The organism is Streptomyces sp. NPDC052301 (genome assembly GCF_044593395.1).
Taxonomy (GTDB): domain Bacteria; phylum Actinomycetota; class Actinomycetes; order Streptomycetales; family Streptomycetaceae; genus Streptomyces.
On record NZ_JBIUBE010000010.1, the window covers coordinates 20,098 to 37,118 of the forward strand.

The following is a 17,021-nucleotide window of genomic DNA, read 5'->3' on the forward strand; positions in this document are numbered from 1 at the left end:
CCATTTCTGAAAGCAGTCCCGATGAGAAAGAACACGAGACAGTTCACCTTCGGTGCCGTCGCTCTCTGCCTGCTGGCAGGCGGAGGGTGGTTCGGCTACCAGCAGGTATTCACAAAAGGCCTCGACAGGCTCTCCGAGAAGGTGTGCGACGACGCTGTCGCGCGCGAGACCGTGATCCGGGCACTTCCCGACTCGAGGTCGGCAGAGCAAGCCGCAAAACAAAACGGCTCAGGCACGAGTTACACCTTCTCGTGCCGCGTAGCCACAAGCGGTGATTCGATTTTGTCCGGAGAAGTGAAGGTCCAGGACACGTCTGAGCGGACATGGATCGACTTTTACGGGAGTCACTCCGGCACCGCTCTTCTCCGCTCATCCGCCGACGGCGTGGAAGCTCTGGCGCAGCTCGACAACCACCACGGCACTGCTTCCGTCTACGTCTCGTGCGTCCCCCGGGGAGTGAGGGCCGGTGCGGCTTCCGAGTCCTACGCGCTCGTCACGGAAGCGCGCGCGATCGGAGACACCAGGTCCACCGGAACCTCGTTGCGTCAAGCCGTGACAGACTTCGCGTACCAGCTCACCAAGCATGCTTACAGGGCGGGAGAGTGTCAGACGCCGCGGGCATTCCCAGCAGAGCTGCCCCGTTACGAGGCGCACTGACCGGCTTCCTTGGCAGGTGCCTCGGCCGAGGGGATGGGTCAGAAAACCGGGAACCCGATCAGATCGCTGTTGGCCGTGGCGAAGGCTCGGTTGCCGTCGGCTCCGAGGCTGACGGCGATCTTGTTACCCAAGAAGTGATACAAGTCGTATTTCCATACCTCCGCACCGTCCTCGATGCTCGCGGTGCGTATCGTCGTGACGTCATACTCCTGGTGGACCCTCCAGACGCCACTTCCCTGTACCACCACCGATCCCTCGGCCGAGCCGTATGACGCCCACCGGTAGTCTTGACCTTTGTCTCTATGGCACCGTGTGAGCATGGTGCCGACAATCGAATAAACGAAGTCGCCATGGATTTCGGCAGGACCCCATTCCGGCGGGGTCACGTACTCGTTTGTCGCCTGCCAGATCTCCTTGCCGTCCGAGATCCTTCGCGCGGAGAGCGACTTGCCGTTGAGGTATACGACGCCGTTGCGTGCCACCGGGACGAGTTGTTTCTTCCTCGCCTGGTTGTACAGCGTCCACAGGGAGCGGCCGGTCTTCGTGCTGAGCGCCAAGGCGTGCCCGTTCGTCGTCGAGACGACCAGTGTTCCGCTGTCGACCGCCCCTTGAGGGAGCACATGAGTCCGAAACGGGGCCGGGATGGACACGGTCCAGCGGATTCTCGCATCGGAACGACCCACCGAGCGCAGCCGGTGGTCCTTGGTCACGACGTACACGGCCTCCTCATCGGCGGCCAGCAGCACCGCAGCATCGGCCCGCGCCGTCCACTTGGGTTCGCCCGTGGCAGGGACGAAGGTGCGCAGCGTGCCTTCCTTGTCAGCGGCCACGAGCAGACGGTCGGAGAGTGAGAGGCAGCGGCCCGTAGCCTCCACGGTCGAGGTCTGCCAGCGACGTTTGCCGTCGACGACGTTGAACGCCGCGATGCCACCGGCCGCAGCGGCGGCGATGACGACGTCCCGGACCGGAAGCGGAGCCAGGGCATCGGATCCGACGACCCCTTTGTGGTGCCAGAGCGGTTTCACCTGGTCACCGACGATGTAGTCGCCGGCGTCGGCGGACAGGACGCGTGCCGACGGTGTCTTCACCGCGGGGGGAATGGCGAACAGGTCCTTGCGGCTCGGGCCACCGTCACGCAGCAGCCACCACCCCGTGCCACCGGTCGCCGCCAGCAGTGCGCCGCCCGCAGCGAACCCGGTCAGCAGTCTTCGCCGACTCGGCGGTGTACCGGCCTGCGTCGTCAGCAGTGGCGCGGTCAGTTCCCGAACCTCACGCTCCCGCTCCCTGATCGCATCGCCCACAGAACCACGCTTCCACACCCTGTCGTGCCCCTTGGGCAGCGTGAAGGCCCCACTGATCTGCTCGGGCGTGGGCCGCGCCGCCGCCTCCTTGGCCAGGCACGGGGCGATCAGGGCGTGCAGCTCGGGTGAGAGGCCGTGCCAATGCGGTTCGCCGTGCACGACCTCGTACTGGACGGCAGCCACGTGCGTGCCCTCGAACGCCCGCTTACCGGTAGCCGCGTACACGAGGACGGCGCCGAGGGAGAAGACGTCGGCGGCGGGGGTGACGCGTCGGCCGAGCACCTGCTCGGGGGCACCGTATCCCGGGGTCACCGGGATCTGACCGGTGGTCGTCAGGGTGAGACCGTGCTCCGGGCGAGCGATGCCGAAGTCGATGACCCGCGGGCCGGTGGAAGTGAGCACGATGTTCGGCGGCTTGAGATCGCGGTGGACGAAGCCGGCGGCATGGATGTCGCGGAGGGTGCGGGCGACGGACACGGCCAGGGCGCGCAGTTCCGCATCGTCCAGCGGGCCGCGCCGGTCCACGATCTGGTCCAGGGTCGGTCCGGCGAGGAACTCGGTGGCGATCCACGGGCGCCCGCCCTCGGTCTGTGCACCCAGCACGGCCGCCACGCCCGGACTCCGCACGGCCTGGGCCGCCAGCGCCTCGCGCACGAACCGCTGGGCGAGCCCGGTGTCGTGGGCGAGTTCGGGTCGGAGCACCTTGACGGCGGCGACGGTGCGCGCGTGGTCCTGTCCCACGTACACCTTGCCCATGCCACCCTCGCCCAGCACGCCGAGCAGCCGGTACGGGCCGAGGCGGATCGGGTCGCCGGTCCCCAGGGGTCTCATCGCTTGTCGCTTTCTCTTCTCTGCACCGGTCGGCTCATCGCAAGGGGAAAGCTGCGAGGAAGTGGCCACCCAGCGCGATGATCTCCCCTGCCTTCTCATGGATCACGAACTGGTCACCGGTGGTCCGGTAGGAGTGGGCCGGGGCGTGGGAGGAGAGACCGGTGGCCCACAGCCGTGCCCCTCGCTTGCTGTACACGTAGCCGGAGCCGACCATCGGCGCGGTCTTCAGGTCCGCTTTCGTGGCCTCCCCGCCCCTCTCCTGCCACTTGACGCGCCCGCTCGCTGCGTCGAACGCGACGACCCCGAGGTCCTGTTCGACGGCGTACACGGTGCCGTTGCCGAGCGCGGGGAGGCTGTGGAGACGGCCCGGGCGCTCGGAGCCGGAGTCCCAAACCACGCTGCCGTCGCCGAGCCGTAGAGCCTTGAGCCGGCCGGCGCCCACGTACAGGTGATGCGCGTCGGTGACCAAGGGCTGCCTGACGCTGTCCGGATCGACACCGTCCAGCTTGCGGTCCCACAGGACGGTGCCCGTACGGGTGTCGCGTGCGACTGCATGCACACTGCCGTCGGTCGCTTCCTGCAACGCCACGAGACGGCCGCCCACGACATCGGCGGCGAGGACGTACAACTTCGGGGGATCTTGGCGCCGCGGAGACAACGGTGCCGTCCACAAACGCCTGCCCGTGCCGATGTCGACCGCGACCACGTACCAGGACTGGGAGGCGAGGAAGCTGAGGGAATACTTGCCCCGCCCCGCGACCACATAGGCCACCCCGTCCGCGATGCACAGTGCCTGGTTCAGCGGAAGGTAATCGAGGTCGGTGAACTGGACGAAGGGATCCCTCGCCGTGCCGGTGAGGGGATCGATCCAGGCCAGGGCCAGTGGCTTCGCCTTGGAGGTGTCGAGCCCCGAGGAGTGGTCGTCCCCCGACGTCACCAGGAGGATGCGCTCCGCGTCGGACGTGGTCTGCCAGGTCCACTCCGTGTCGTCCGACTGCCAGTCGATCTTTCCCGTGCCCGCAGCGACACCGTTCAGGTTCATCCCCGCCATCAGCACCACGAGGTCACCGACGACGTGCAGTTGCGACGGAAGCGAGGCCATGTCGTCCGTGAAATACGGGTTGTCGGGGTCGGCGACCTGGATCTGCCAGAGGGAGTCCAGCTGCTTCTTCGGCAGCAGGCTGTTGCTGGGCCCCGGCGCCGGCTGTGCCTTCCGGCCGCCGGGCCACCCGCCCCAGGTCAACGCTCCCGCCGTCCCGGCCGCAACGGCCGCGGCCGCGCCCCCAGCGGTGAACAGCAACCGCCGGCGGGACCACCGCGTCCGCACCGCCGTCGACACGATCTCGGGCTCGTCGATCGGGGCCGGCAGCCGCTGCGGGGTGATCTGCCAGACCTCGGAAGCCCGTCTCCCGATGTCGGCCAAGAGGCCGTCCGGCAGATGGTCGGCGAACTCCCCGCTCCCGTCATGAAGTTGTGAGGCGAGCCAACTGGTCGTCGGCCGCCGGAAGGGGTTCTTGTCCAGGCACTGCGCGAGCACCGGTACGAGGCTGCCGGGCACCCCGCTCAGGTCGGGCTCGGTGTACTGCACGCGGTACAGCAGATCCGCCGCCTGGCCGTGCCCGAAGGGCGGGTGCCCGGTGGCGGCGAAGACGAGCAGACCGGCGAGTGCGAAGACGTCGCCGGCCGCGGTGTGCTCCTGCCCGCTCGCCTGCTCCGGCGACATGAAGGCGGGGGTGCCGACCGCGACCCCGACCCGGGTGAGACGGTCGTCGCCGGCCGCACGCGCGATACCGAAGTCGATGACCTTCGGACCGTACGCGGTGACGAGGATGTTCGACGGCTTGAGGTCGCGGTGCACGACGTCGGACGCGTGCAGCTGCCCCAGTGCCCCGCACAGCGCCGCTCCGAGGGCCCGTACCGAGGTCTCGGGCAGCGGACCGCACAGCTCCACGGCCTCGTCGAGGGGCGGTCCGAGCACGTACTCGGTGGCCAGCCAGGGCGTCTCCGCCCGCGGGTCCGCGTCCACGACCCCGGCGCCGAACCGCTCCCCCACGACCCGGGCCGCGTCGGTCTCCAGCCGGAACCGGGTACGGAAGGCCGGGTCGGTGGCGATGCGGGCGTGCATCGTCTTGAGCGCGACGGTACGGCCGCCGGCCGTGCGGGCCAGGTAGACGGTGCCCATGCCGCCGCTGCCGAGGCGGGCGATGGGACGGTACGGGCCGAAAGCCCGGGGGTCGTCGTGGGTGAGGGGGGAGGGCATGAGACCGTCGTCAGTCCGAATGAGATATGGGGTTCGTGGGCGGAGTCGGCCCGGCCTCGACGGGGATCTCCGCCATGAGGACGGCCGCCGACTGGTGGGCCAGGGCGGCGATCAGTCGGCCGGGGAGCCAGCCGGGGGTGAGGAGGGAGCTGGAGCGGTCTTCCTTCCCGGTCTCGGTCTCGGTCCCGGTGGCGCCGGACAGGGCGTCGATCAGCTCGGCGAGCTGCGGGCGGGTGCTCGGGTCGCGGGAGAGGCACCGGGCGACGACCGAGCGGAAGGGCGCCGGGAGTTCGTCCCGTTCGGGTGTCGTGTAGCCGGTGGCCGCGTAGGCGAGCGTCGCGCCGAGTGCGTACACGTCCCCGAGAGGACGCGGGCGCCCGCCGGATGCCTGCTCCGGAGGCAGACTGCCCGCTTCCAGCCCCGGCAGCCCGGAGCGGGACGTACCGTCCGGGGCGGCCGCGCGCACCGCGCCGAAACAGGAGAGGCGGGGGCCGTCAGCGGCGAGGAGGACGGCCGACGGTGAGAGGCCGGCGAAGGTCAGCCCCTGCCCGTGGAGGACGGCCAGGGTCTCGGCGAGGGCCACGCCCAGGGCGCGTACGGTTCGCTCGGGCAGTGGTCCGCCGTGCACGGCCAGGGCGGTGGGTAGCGGCAGGGCGGGCCTGTACGGGCAGGCGTACCAGGCGGGTTCGCCGGGACCGGCGAGGGCGGTGGCGGGGGCCGCGCAGGGGCCGAGGAGGTAGCGGGAGGCTTCGGCTTCGGTCAGGAAGCGCTGAGCGTCGGCTCCGGGCAGCGGGAGGGAGAGCAGGACGGTGTGCCGGCCGTCGGCGCTGCGGGCGATGTAACGGCGTTCGGGGACGGGGGTTTTGGTGCGGGTGTCGTCCAGAGGCGTGATGAGAACGTACGGGCCGACGTGCCGGGATCGTCCGGCGCGGTCCTGCCCTCCTGCGCCCACCACGTCTGTGGCGCCACCCGTGGTGTGCACGATTCCCTGTCCTGTTGCCTGTCTTGTCTCTGCTGACCTCTGCCGGTCTCCTGTGCCGGTCATCCGTTCAGGATCCGGACATGGCAGGGGGGTGGGCACCTCCCGTGCGTGCCCACCCCGGTGCTGCATCCTGCACGTTCGGCTCCGGTTCGAGCCTTACATGAAGTAGCTGGCAGCCTTCTTGTCGCCACCCTGGTAGTCACCGCCGGCGGCGTGCACGACGCGGCCGATCGCCATCAGGGCCTCGTGGATGCCCTGGGCCTCACGGTCCCACGCGGCCTGCTGCTCGGTGTACGTGTGGTGGGCCTCGCCCTCCCACATGCTGGCGACGCCGGCGACCTTCTGCTTGATGGCCTCGAGGCTCTCCTCGAGTCGCTTGGCGTGGTTGGCCAGCTGCGTGGCGGTGTGGTCGAGGTTGTGGTACGAGACTTCGAGGTCGCCGATGTTGTTGGCGCTCATGATTACTCCGTTGTCGAGAAGTGGTGGGCGGGCGGGATCAGAGGCTGGACAGCGCGGAGGTCGAGCCGCCGTAGTTCACGTCGATGCCCTGCACCTGCGAGCGGACCTCGTCTTCGGTGCTGTCCTTGATCTTCCGGGTGGCGCTCATGCCCTCGATGAACTTGGCGAGGATGTTGCCGATCTTCACCATGCGCTCGTTGATCTCGGTCTGCTTGGCGTTGAACGCGCCGGCGCCGATGCCCTTCCAGTGGCCCTCGAGGCTGTCGATGAGGCTCTGCAGTTCCTTGAGCTGACCCTTGATGCCCTCGAAACGGTGCGCGAGCTCCTTTTCGAGGACGATGATGTCCTTGTCACTTACCTTCTGACGCCCAGTCGCCATTGCGATGCCTTTCGTTGTGAACTGACCTTGCCCTGCGCTGATTTCTGGCGTCAGCTGAAGGCAAGCGGGCTTCTGCTCACTCGGCGAGGAGCAGGGGTTCGGGAGCGCACTCAGGCGTTACGGCGTGCTCGCAGCACGGCGAAACCTGCGCCTCCGATGACTAGTACGGCTGCTGCGGCGCCGATGATCACCCAGGTCTGGGTGCTGCCACCGGAGCCGGAGTCCTTGGCGGCGGCGGAGGTGGGGCCGCTGGAGGAGCCGGTGTCCTTTGTCGGCTTGGTGGACGGGGCTTTGGCCGAAGAGGTGTCGGTGGCCGATGCGCCGCCTCCGTTCTCGGCGGCAAGCGGGTCGACGTTGGCCGGCCCCGGATCGATGTTCTTGTTGATCAGCACTCGCCGAGGCCGGATGCCGCCGTAGCCGAGGTACGTGCTGGGCTTGTCCTTCGGCCAGGAGCGGCCGGCGGTGTCGATCAGTGTGCGCAGAACCTGGTTGCCCGTCCAGCTCGGGTGAGCGGACCAGACCAGCGCTGCGGACGCTGAGGCTATGGCAGCAGCGGGGCTGGTACCCCGGCTGTCGCAGTACTCGGTGAACTTGTTGTCGCACCAAGAGGGGATGTGCAGACCCGGGGCTGCGAAGTCCACATAGTCGCCGTGGGTGGAGAACTTGGTCACCGTGCCGGATTTGTCGATGGCGGAGACGCCGATCGTGTAGGGGTAGTTGGCCGGATACTCCTGGCCATTACCCTTGTCTCCACTGTTGCCAATGGCGGCGAAGACCAACTTGCCCTTGGACGCCGCGTACTTGATGGCGGCTTGGGTCTCATCATCCGAGTACGGTCCGCCGAACGACATGTTGATGATTTTGGCGTCGCTGTCGGCGGCCGCGCGGATCGCCGCAGCATCGTCGGGCGCGTTCCTCTCTTCTTCGCCCGTCAGACCGTCCGCGTCATTCAGCCCCTCCAGATCAACGCGGATGGGGATGATCTTCGCACCGGGCGCAAGGCCCTTGATGCCGCCTCCTGCACCCGTACCCGCGATGATTTCGGCCATGGAAGTGCCGTGCCCGGCGTAGTCCTGTGTGACGTGATAGGCCACCGACTTGGGCACGTCGTCGATCAGCACTTGGCCTTTGAGGGAGGTGGTTTCCGGATTGACCCCACTGTCGATCACGGCAACCTTCACCCCCTTGCCCGTGCTGATCTTCCACATGTCCTGGGCACGCATCGCATCCAGGTACCACTCTTTCGACTGCACGTCGACGGCGGCAGCCCCAGGAGCCAGCGCTGCAGACATGATGACCAGCGCGCCGAGTGCCGAACACACAGCGGACAGCCGTCTCGCACTGCATCTCGAGAGGAGGGCAGTCTTCGTGCCGCGCCGGCGGCTCCCTGGCTTCATGCCTCTGTACGTCCTCGTTCGGGTTCAGTCGCTCTTCTGTGGCGTGTCGCGCCGCTGCTTCTGGGTCTTCCGGTGGTGTTCCTTCTCGGCCGACTCACCGACACGAGCGGACCCACCCTCCGCGCCTCGCCGGTCACCGACAACGCCACGGGTGATTCCGGAGTCGTCACCGTGGCCAGCAGAGCCCTTGGCGGACGAGGCCGCAGCGTTGCGCGGGGCGCCGATCACGCCTTGGGGGTTGGACGCAGAGCGCAGCACCTCCTGCGCATCGCCCCGTTCCAGCTTGGCGGCAGGTGCACCGACGACCCCTCGCTGGCCGACGGTTCCCTTCACCGGCGTGGAAGACCCCGGCTCCTCGGCGCCGACGACCGTACCGCGCGGCATTCGCGGATTGGAGCCAGCACCGCTCGGACGACCGCTGACGGGCTTGCCACCCACGACTCCGTTGCGCACGGGACCGCTGGGACCGGCGGCTCCGGTACGCCCGGTCGTCGTGTTGACCGGCCTCGGAGTGCCACCGGTGACACCACGGCCGAGAGGCGAGCGCCCCGACTGCGTCGCCCCCCTCATGCCCGACTGACCGGTCGGAGTCGCGCGTCCAGCAGCACGGGCCGCCTGCCCCAATGGACCCTGCGGCACCCGACCGCCGGCAGTGGCACGCCCTGTCTGTCCCTCGGGCTCCTGCGGAACTCGGCCAGCCCCCTGCGGGAGCCGACCGCCTGAGGTACCTGACGGGCCGGTCCGGCCTTGCGCAGACAGGGGCAGTCGAGGTGCTGGGCCGTAGCCTGTGGAACGTCCGACGGTCGGCGCGATGGGAGGCGCCACGGGGCCGGTGGGCAGCGGAGGCGTCTGCCCGCCTCCACCCGCGGTCGGAAGCGTCGGGGTCGGAGTGTCGTGCGGTGCGGGCGCAGGAGGCAGAGTGCCGACGGTGTTGATTTCCGTACCGACGTCGTGACCGTGACTCGTGACCGGCTCGTGTACCTCCTTGACAGGTGCGACGTGGCCGCCAGTGACCGTGCCGGTCGGTTCTGCCGCTGAGTGGTGGCCCGCTCCTGAACCGCCTCGAACAGCAGGTGTCGGCGCCGACGAAGCCCCAGAGCCGTACCTCGAGAGACCATCGTCTCTCATACCCTGCGGTTTCGGGACTCCGACATTCGTAATGGGCTTGAGCGGCTGCGGCTCCGGCTCCTTGGTCAGGTCCGACGCCGCAATCTTGTAGTACGAGGCCAACCGGTTCATCTGGTTGATGGCCTCTTGCCGGTTCTTCTCGGCCTTCACCGCGGCCGCGTAGTCCGGGTTGCTGTCTACTTGCTTGGCCTTCGGCAGTTCGGTGGGCTTCTTCTGCTCGTCGGCCGGGCGTGTATCCCTGGGCGGCATGGAAACGCGGGCGGAGGCCAGGCCTGTGGCCGCCACGGAGAGGTGAGTGCCGGCTCGGTCGGCATAGTGAGCGAGGTGCTGGGTGTACTTGAGCAGGTCCCGCGTCCACTCCTGGAAGGCTCCGGCGCCCTCGCCCTCCCAGTCGACCTTGAGGTGCTCCTCCAGGCCCCCCGCAGCCTTACGGATCCCCGCACCGGCATCGAACAGGGCCTTGCTGGTCAGTTCGAGGTGCTCGGGGTTGGAATGCTCGACCAGGTCGATCATGTCGTTGAGGCCGTGGTCCTCGAAGTTCGTCGATCCGACGAGGTTGACTCGCACACCGCCGAAGAACGGCATGTTCGCCAACATGTCCTGCGCGGTCGTGACGGGCTTGACCTCTGTGTTGACCGACGTGTCGACCTGCTGCACATCCGACTTGTATTTCTGCTGCTTCTTCCAGTCGTCGCTCATGAGAGGTCCGTCCCCATCGACGTGCCGTGGCTGCGTCCGGGATGTGGTGCCGCCGGCTTGGTGTGCTCGTGGCTTGCCTTCGCCTTGTCAGCGGCGGCGGCCTTCTTCATGTCCTCCTGGTACTGCGCGTCGATCTTGGCTCGGATCTGGTAGAACCGGCGCCGAACCTCGTCCTCGCTCAGGTCGTAGGTGGCATCGGCCGCATGCGATGCGAGCTGCAGAGCCTCGATGTGCAGACCGAGCGTCTGCGAAAGATGGATGAGGCGCGCGTGGACGGTCTCGTACGCGGTGTGCAGGTCACCTGCCTCATCGAACTTCGCGTTCGTACCGCCGAAGGACGAGCGACTGAGCTGCTGTTGCGCGATCTTGGACGGCCCGCCGTCTCCGTCGTCGAACTCGTGCAGCACTTTGTCGAGTTTGCCCTTGAAGTCCTTCAGCGCATCAATGCCGCGCCTCATGCCCGAGCCGCTACCGCCGCTCACCGCGACCCCTTCCCCGTTTCCCCGTTCGTACAGCTCTCAACAGACCGGGGCAGCGGGCGACCCACCCCCGGATCCATCGCCAACCACTGTAGTCACTGCGGAAATCGCGGCCAACTGAACTCTGCGACGGTTCAGTTGCAAAGGTGTCCCGAAGTGACCGACTCCGGAGCCACCCAAGGCCGACAACGTGGTCAATAAGGACAGAAGCGTCCCTGCATCTGCGCAGAAACTTCACATGCGCCCAGCCTCGCCGCCTCTACGCACCGCGAGCGCAAGGACTTTGCAGACCCAAAACCACTCCATGGTGCGTCAGAGTGCACGGCCCGCACCCACTTGGCCGCCATCAGCACCACAACAAGGGCGTGCATACCCGCCACGCCACGCGATCAGCCACCTCCCGTGAATCTTCACGCTCGACAATCCACACATGCCAGACATGGCGCGGATTTTTCTCTAGTGGGGTTGCTATTTTGCCCGTCGTTGGAGCGTTCACACGGGGAAGGGGCCTTCCATGGCATGGGACGAGTGGGAGCAGCTCAAGGCGCACGCCGCTTCGGGGCAGTCGGCGCACATGCAGCTCAACCATGTGGACGGTGGTGGGGGGACCTACGGCCCGTACGTCGTCCCCAGCAAGACCGGTGACCTCAAGGTGGGCCACAAGGACCTGGAGAAGATCGGCGGCGCCGCCCATCACCTCTACGACCAGCTCTGGGACAAGGCCCGCGTGGCGACCCCGAGCAGCGATTCCGCGGCCGGTGACCTCTCCAAGCAGGGCTTCGCTCTCGGTGCCGGTCTCCAGCACGTCTCGAACCGCTGGGAGGAGCAGCTGAAGTCCCTGATGGACGCCTGCGCCCAGATCTCCAACCACATGCAGACCACCAAGGCCGTGCACGCGAACGACGAGAACTACATCCAGCGGCAGATGAGCAGCATCGACGCCCTGGACGACGGGTTCGACGAACGGGTCGGGGCGCCGGGCAAGAAGAACTCCATCTACGGCGAGAAGGACAAGAAGAAGGAGTAGCGGCACGGGGAGGAGCCGGCGAGACCTCCCTCCGTACCAGCTGACACCGCTACTCCCAGAGGACGACGACCCGCATGGACTTCCACGCTCTGTACCACGCCAACTTCAAGCTGCTCGACGACGCCGTCACCGACTGGTCGACGCTCGTGAAGCACCTCGCGGACCTGAAGAAGGACGCCGAGGACGATCTGCACAAGGCCGCGCTCAAGGCCGACTGGGCCGGGGTGAACGCGCAGGTCTCCAGGGAGTTCGTCGGCAAGACCGCCGGCGAGTTCGGGGACGCCCACACGCAGGCGACCACCATCCACAACATCCTGAGTGACACCCGGAACGAGCTGAAGACGTTCCACCAGCAGCTGACGGACGCCGTCTCGCGCGGGCAGAAGAAGAACCTCACCGTCGTCGACGCCGGTGACGGCAAGTTCACGGTCATGGGCAACACGCGGCCCGACTGGAGTTCCGATCCCAGCGGCAAGACCGGCGCGACCGACCAGAAGGACGTCGACGACCTCCGCGACGAGATCCAGGGCATCCTCAGCAAGGCCAGCGAGAGCGACAACACGGCCAAGACCGTTCTCATGGCGCTCGTCGACCAGACCACGATGGGCTTCTCCGACGCCAGCTACAAGGACCGCGACGCGGCGGCGGATGCGGTCAAGGAGGCCGATGAGCTGGCGAAGCTCGCGAAGAAGAACCCCGACGACCTGTCCGTCGAGGACTTCGACCGGCTCAACGCGGGACTGAAGAAGTATGCGAACGATCCGCTGTTCTCCGAGCGCTTCGCCACCGGCCTCGGGCCGCAGAAGACCTTGGAGTTCTGGACCGGGATCAGCGATCCCAACAGGGGCAACTACGAGCTGGGGCACAAGCGTCTCGACCAGTTCGACGACCTGCAGCGAAATCTGGGACTGACCCTGGCCCACGCCACGCAGAGCGATTCCACGGACATGGCCGAGTGGAAGCGCAAGATGATCGACATCGGGGACAAGCCGCTCTACGGCGACCGGGGTGGCCCCATGGGCTTCCAGGTCATGAGCAACCTCATGCGGACCGGTGACTATGACGACCAGTTCCTGAAGGACTACGGGACCAAGCTCATGGCCACCGAACGGAAGATGACCGGCAACGGAGAGCACGGAAACCCCATCTGGCAGCGCACAGGCATGAGTTCCTGGCTGAACCGGATCGGCGACGACAGCGGCAACGACCCGCTCACCGGCTATCTCAAGGGCCTGTCCAACAGCCCCGATGCGGCCACCGACTTCCTCAACCAGCAGTACATCTCCAAGGACGACCCGGACGACCCCTTCGAGCGGGACACGGACGGCAACGGCAAGAAGGGCAAGGTGTCGCTGTCGAACTTCCAGTACCTGTTCGAGGAGCGGGACTGGCCCAAGGAGGCGGACCTCCACGGGGACGACATCGTCACGGGCCAGAACAACCTGGCGCTGGCCCTGGAGGCCGCCACGACCGGGCATCCGGCCGGCGAGATGCCGACGCTGGACACTCCCCCTCACAACGCGGGACAGGCGAAGCTCGTGGAGGACCTGTTCCATTCGGTGTCCGAGGATCCGAAGCGACTGACCGGCCACAGCTACATGTCGGACAGCATGGGGCAGATCGCTGCGGAGTACATGCCCGATATCCACCGGGAACTGCATGCGGGCAGTTCCAGCGAGAAGGCGCTGTTTCCGGTGGCAGGCACAGCGGCCGCGCTCAACGAACGGGATATCACCAGGTTCCTGTACGCGGTCGGCCAGAACCCTGAGGGCTACGCTGCGGTCAACCTCGGTCAGACCAGCTACACGACTCAGCTGATGCAGTATCACTTCGAGCATCCGTCGGCATATACCGGGGACCCTGCCTTCTCCGAGGCCGACAACCTGAAACAGGGAACCGAACAAATCGCACGCAAGGCGGGCGAGATCGAGGGAATCATCGGCGCCGGCCGGGCCTACCAGGCAGAACTGGAGGGTGGCGCGAAGGACGCCGATTACAACGCCGCCATCGAGAGCGCAGGAAGCTGGGGAGGCACGGCCGTAGGCATCGGCATCGGCATGGCCACGGAACCGATGACCGGTCCCGGCGGTGCCATCATCGGTGACGTGGCTGGTGCGACGGCCGATGAGATCATCGGCAAGATCACCGAAGGAGCGATGCGAGACAGCTCCGGCGAGATCATCTACCGCAACGGTGAGAGCTTCGAGGACACTTCCGATTCGACGTACAAGGTGGTGGAACTCGCCGCCAGGAAGGCGGGCGAGAATTCCGGTCATCGCTACCCGTTGATCGAGGCTTCCGTGGCCACGGCTGCGGAAGACGGATTCAACACGGCCGGGACGAAGGTGCACAAATACCTGGACGGGGAGGGTATCCCCCGACAGCTCGACACGGAAGACTGAGACGTTGGCATCCACTCGTACAAGGTCCCTGCTCGCCGGGGGAGCAGCACTGTTGCTCTGCCTTGTCGGAGGCGTCCTCTACGCACTCGGACTTCCCCCCTTCGAGAAGAAGGGCGAGATCAAGGCATCCGAAGTGTGCAGGACGCTGGGCTCCTCGTCGGACAGTGCCGCCGCGCTGAAACGCGTCCTGCCGGACAAGTCCTCGTACACGTTCGACGGCGCCGTCACCGATGGGCGTACCGACGACATGGACGACAGCTTCTTCGCCTCCTGCTTCGTCGACGGCGACGGGAAGCAGCTCCTTGCGGCCACGGCCGAGATGATGCAGTACGACAAGGCGGACGAGTGGGTGAAGGACGTGGTCGCGAACTCCGTGTCGCATGCCTCGGTGAAGCCGTTCGCTGCCGGCGACAAGGCCGTCGCTTCTGACAGGGTCGCCGCCATCTATCTTCCTTGCGTCTCCCGCGGCTTCGAGCGGCACCTGAGCGTCGTCGTAGAGCTCAAACAGCTTGGCACTGCCGACGGCGATCAGTTGCGGGAGGGGCTGATCTCGCTCGCCCGGAACGCCGCCCTCTCCGCTCACCAGAGGGCGAAGTGCGACGTGCCGGCCGGCGTGACGCGGTGAGCGGAGCCCGGCTGGTGAGTGGTCTTCGCAGGGGGGCCGTCGGTCTTGTCGTGGGGGTTTCGCTGGTCGGTGGGGTGGTCGGCTGTTCCTCCTCGGCGCGCGGGCGCGGCTACGCGGTGCCCGCGGATGTGTGCGGGGTCGAGGTCGGCCGCTCCGTGCTGGGGGCGTTGTTGCCCCCCGGAGACAAGGTCAGCGTGCAGCCGACGTCCGCGGTCGGGGTCGAGCGGTGCCGGTTTCTCGTCGACGGGGACGTCGTGTTCTCCAGCAGCGTGCAGAAGCGCGGGCCGGACGCTTCCGCGCAGGACGTGGCCATGTCGGCCTTCGGGGTGGAGCCGGCCGATGCGTCGGCGGACGGCGGTCGTGTCCTCTACTCGCCGACGGGGGCCGTGGGGCTTGTCCCGTGTCCCCGTTCGGGCTCGCGGGGCGGTTCCCTGTGGGCCACGGTGCGGACCTCGCGCGAGGGGGAAGCGGCGGACGTGCGGCGTTTCATCGAAAACTACGCCGCCGCTGTCGCGGAACGACAGTGCCCCAAGGGGCCGCTCAGCACTCCCCGTCTCGCACCGACACGGCAAGCCGGTACCCCGGATACGTCAGGGTCCCCTCTCCCCCGGTGATGCCCGGCGGCGTGTAATCGTCCTTCGTCGAGCGAGTGCGCTGGACACGCGTGCAGAACGCGCCGTCCGCGCCGTCCGCGGTGACCGTGAAGGACGAGTCGCCGGCCGTGTTTCCTCCGGCGGAGTCGACCGTCACCCCGTACTCCGGTGCGTCGCCTCCGCCGTACTCGTACACCTTCTCCTCGATCAGCGACGCGTAGTCGGTGAAGGCCAGAGGGTGACCCGCGTCGTCGGCCTGGAACGTGAAACCGTCCAGGTCATCGGCCGCTTGCCGTACCGCGCTGGTCAGTTCGTCGTCGCTCCAGGACGCGCGGTCGGAGACACCGAAGCCCTGGACGGCCGCGTAGACGCCGAGGCCGGCCAGGCCGAGGAAGAGAAGGCGGGCGGCGACGAAGGCGGAGTCGGGCAGTTCCGGACCCGACGGATTGACGTTCCTGCGCCAGGCACGCACCCGGTCCGCCTTCACGCAGGCCATGGCCACGAGTACGGCGGACAGAACCAGGCCCAGCACATTCAGCTTGGTCAGCGCGTCCATGACCCCGCTCCCATCCGGCCGCCGCGCCTGCGCCGCGCGTCCCGCAATGCCACCGCTCCTCCACTCAGCCCCGCCACCAGCACCGCCACGCCCACGGCCACGTAGGTGGCGATGCGGGCGGTGCGTTCCTGGGGGGTTTCGCCGAGGGTGAGCTTGGCCGGGGTCGGGGCCTGCACATGGGTGAGGCCGGCGTCGGGGTGGGGGGTCTCGATCGGGTGGTCGTCCTCCGTCAGGGCGCGGACCGGGTCCACCACGCCCCAGCCGACCAGGCGGTCGTGGCCGTTGATGGAGCGTTCCGCCGTCTGCTCGATCTGGGCGACCACCTCCTGGGCCGTCCACTCGGGGTGCTTGGCCTTGATCAGCGCGGCCACTCCGGCCACGTACGGCGCGGAGAAGCTCGTACCGTTGTCGGAGCAGTGGCCGCCCTTGGGCACCGTCGAGATCATGTCGACGCCCGGCGCGGCGACGCCCACCCAGTCGCCGGCCTGGGAGAAGGCCGCCTTCTCGTTGTTGCGGTCGGAGGCGGCGACGGCGAGGACGCCCTGGTAGGAAGCGGGGTACGTCCGCTTGGAGTTGCCGTCGATGCCGTCGTTGCCCGCCGAGGCGACCACGACGATCTTGTGCTTCAGCGCCTCGTCGACCGCGGTCTGCAGGGCGTCGCCCGGCGCCACGGCGTTCGTCGTGTCCTGGGAGATGTTGATGACCTGGGCCCCCGCCGCGACGGCGTGGTTGATCGCCGTGGCGAGGGTCCCCGACGTGCCGTGGCCCTCGGCGTCGTTCTGCTTGATCGGGATGATGGTGGCCTCGGGAGCGAGGCCGACGAAGCCGGTGCCCTTCATGGGGCGGGCCGCGATGATGCCGGCGACGCGGGTGCCGTGGCCGACGGTGTCGGTGGTGCCGTCCTTCTTCCCGACGTCGATCTTCTCCCCCTTGCCGTCCTTCGTGGGGAGGTAGTTGGCGCCCCGGGAGGCGTCGACCGCGTGGGTCAGCTGTGGGTTGGCCGTGTCGACGCCGGTGTCGATCACGGCCACCTTCACGCCCTTGCCCTTCGACTGGGTCCACAGTTCGTCGAGGTTGACGCGCTGCAACGACCAGGGCGTGCCGGTGTACTTGTGGTTCTGCTTGGAGAAGGTGCACTGGTCGGTGACCGAGTCCGCCGCGGCCGCGGGAGCCGCCAGCAGACACGCGGTGACGGCCAGCGCCGACGCCAGGCTCGTACGGGTGCGCAGGGTGGACGGCATCGGCG

General features: G+C 67.7%; 14 protein-coding genes. 4 read left to right on the forward strand and 10 right to left on the reverse strand.

Annotated elements, in window-relative coordinates; all coding sequences use genetic code 11:
- Nucleotides 1–21: 21 nt before the first annotated feature.
- Nucleotides 22–657, forward strand: coding sequence for a hypothetical protein (locus tag ACIHEJ_RS26775; protein ID WP_400139185.1), 636 nt, complete (start codon nucleotides 22–24; stop codon nucleotides 655–657).
- 38 nt (nucleotides 658–695) lie between these two features.
- On the opposite strand, the gene ACIHEJ_RS26780 is transcribed toward ACIHEJ_RS26775, so the two are convergent.
- The 8 genes from ACIHEJ_RS26780 to ACIHEJ_RS26815 form a co-directional block, all read right to left on the reverse strand.
- Entirely contained in the window at nucleotides 696–2,858 is a 2,163-nt protein-coding gene (locus ACIHEJ_RS26780; protein WP_400139186.1) for a protein kinase, read from the reverse strand.
- Nucleotides 2,824–5,049: a protein kinase gene (locus ACIHEJ_RS26785; RefSeq protein WP_400139187.1), complete on the reverse strand. Its 2,226-nt coding sequence runs from the start codon at nucleotides 5,047–5,049 to the stop codon at nucleotides 2,824–2,826. Before ACIHEJ_RS26785 ends, ACIHEJ_RS26780 begins: the two co-directional genes overlap by 35 nt.
- Before the next feature lie 10 nt (nucleotides 5,050–5,059).
- Nucleotides 5,060–6,031 (reverse strand): serine/threonine protein kinase, encoded by a 972-nt coding sequence (locus ACIHEJ_RS26790; RefSeq protein ID WP_400139188.1) that lies wholly within the window; start codon nucleotides 6,029–6,031, stop codon nucleotides 5,060–5,062.
- A gap of 156 nt (nucleotides 6,032–6,187) precedes the next feature.
- Nucleotides 6,188–6,490 (reverse strand): WXG100 family type VII secretion target, encoded by a 303-nt coding sequence (locus tag ACIHEJ_RS26795; protein ID WP_366015690.1) that lies wholly within the window; start codon nucleotides 6,488–6,490, stop codon nucleotides 6,188–6,190.
- Nucleotides 6,491–6,527: 37 nt separating this feature from the next.
- Nucleotides 6,528–6,869 carry a WXG100 family type VII secretion target gene (locus ACIHEJ_RS26800; protein WP_366015691.1) on the reverse strand — a complete coding sequence of 114 codons (342 nt, stop codon included), beginning with the start codon at nucleotides 6,867–6,869 and terminating at the stop codon, nucleotides 6,528–6,530.
- Between the two features lie 110 nt (nucleotides 6,870–6,979).
- The gene (locus ACIHEJ_RS26805; protein ID WP_400139189.1) at nucleotides 6,980–8,161 is read right to left on the reverse strand and encodes a S8 family serine peptidase; all 1,182 of its coding nucleotides are present in this window, start codon (nucleotides 8,159–8,161) and stop codon (nucleotides 6,980–6,982) included.
- Between the two features lie 129 nt (nucleotides 8,162–8,290).
- Nucleotides 8,291–10,093 carry a hypothetical protein gene (locus ACIHEJ_RS26810; protein WP_400139190.1) on the reverse strand — a complete coding sequence of 601 codons (1,803 nt, stop codon included), beginning with the start codon at nucleotides 10,091–10,093 and terminating at the stop codon, nucleotides 8,291–8,293.
- Complete coding sequence (locus ACIHEJ_RS26815; protein WP_400139191.1) at nucleotides 10,090–10,575, reverse strand: hypothetical protein; 486 nt, start codon at nucleotides 10,573–10,575, stop codon at nucleotides 10,090–10,092. The genes ACIHEJ_RS26810 and ACIHEJ_RS26815 overlap by 4 nt, the downstream gene beginning before the upstream one ends.
- 511 nt (nucleotides 10,576–11,086) lie before the next feature.
- On the opposite strand from ACIHEJ_RS26815, the gene ACIHEJ_RS26820 reads away from it, so the two are divergent.
- From ACIHEJ_RS26820 to ACIHEJ_RS26830, 3 genes are all read left to right on the forward strand, one after another.
- Nucleotides 11,087–11,599: a hypothetical protein gene (locus tag ACIHEJ_RS26820; protein WP_400139192.1), complete on the forward strand. Its 513-nt coding sequence runs from the start codon at nucleotides 11,087–11,089 to the stop codon at nucleotides 11,597–11,599.
- Between the two features lie 74 nt (nucleotides 11,600–11,673).
- Nucleotides 11,674–14,001 (forward strand): hypothetical protein, encoded by a 2,328-nt coding sequence (locus tag ACIHEJ_RS26825; protein WP_400139193.1) that lies wholly within the window; start codon nucleotides 11,674–11,676, stop codon nucleotides 13,999–14,001.
- A 133-nt stretch (nucleotides 14,002–14,134) separates the two neighbouring features.
- Nucleotides 14,135–14,626, forward strand: coding sequence for a hypothetical protein (locus ACIHEJ_RS26830; protein WP_400139194.1), 492 nt, complete (start codon nucleotides 14,135–14,137; stop codon nucleotides 14,624–14,626).
- 540 nt (nucleotides 14,627–15,166) lie between these two features.
- On the opposite strand, the gene ACIHEJ_RS26835 is transcribed toward ACIHEJ_RS26830, so the two are convergent.
- On the reverse strand, nucleotides 15,167–15,775 hold the full coding sequence (locus tag ACIHEJ_RS26835; protein ID WP_400139195.1) for a hypothetical protein: 609 nt from the start codon (nucleotides 15,773–15,775) through the stop codon (nucleotides 15,167–15,169).
- Nucleotides 15,763–17,016, reverse strand: a complete 1,254-nt coding sequence (gene mycP, locus ACIHEJ_RS26840; protein WP_400139196.1) for a type VII secretion-associated serine protease mycosin — start codon at nucleotides 17,014–17,016, stop codon at nucleotides 15,763–15,765. The genes ACIHEJ_RS26835 and mycP overlap by 13 nt, the downstream gene beginning before the upstream one ends.
- Nucleotides 17,017–17,021 lie beyond the last annotated feature (5 nt).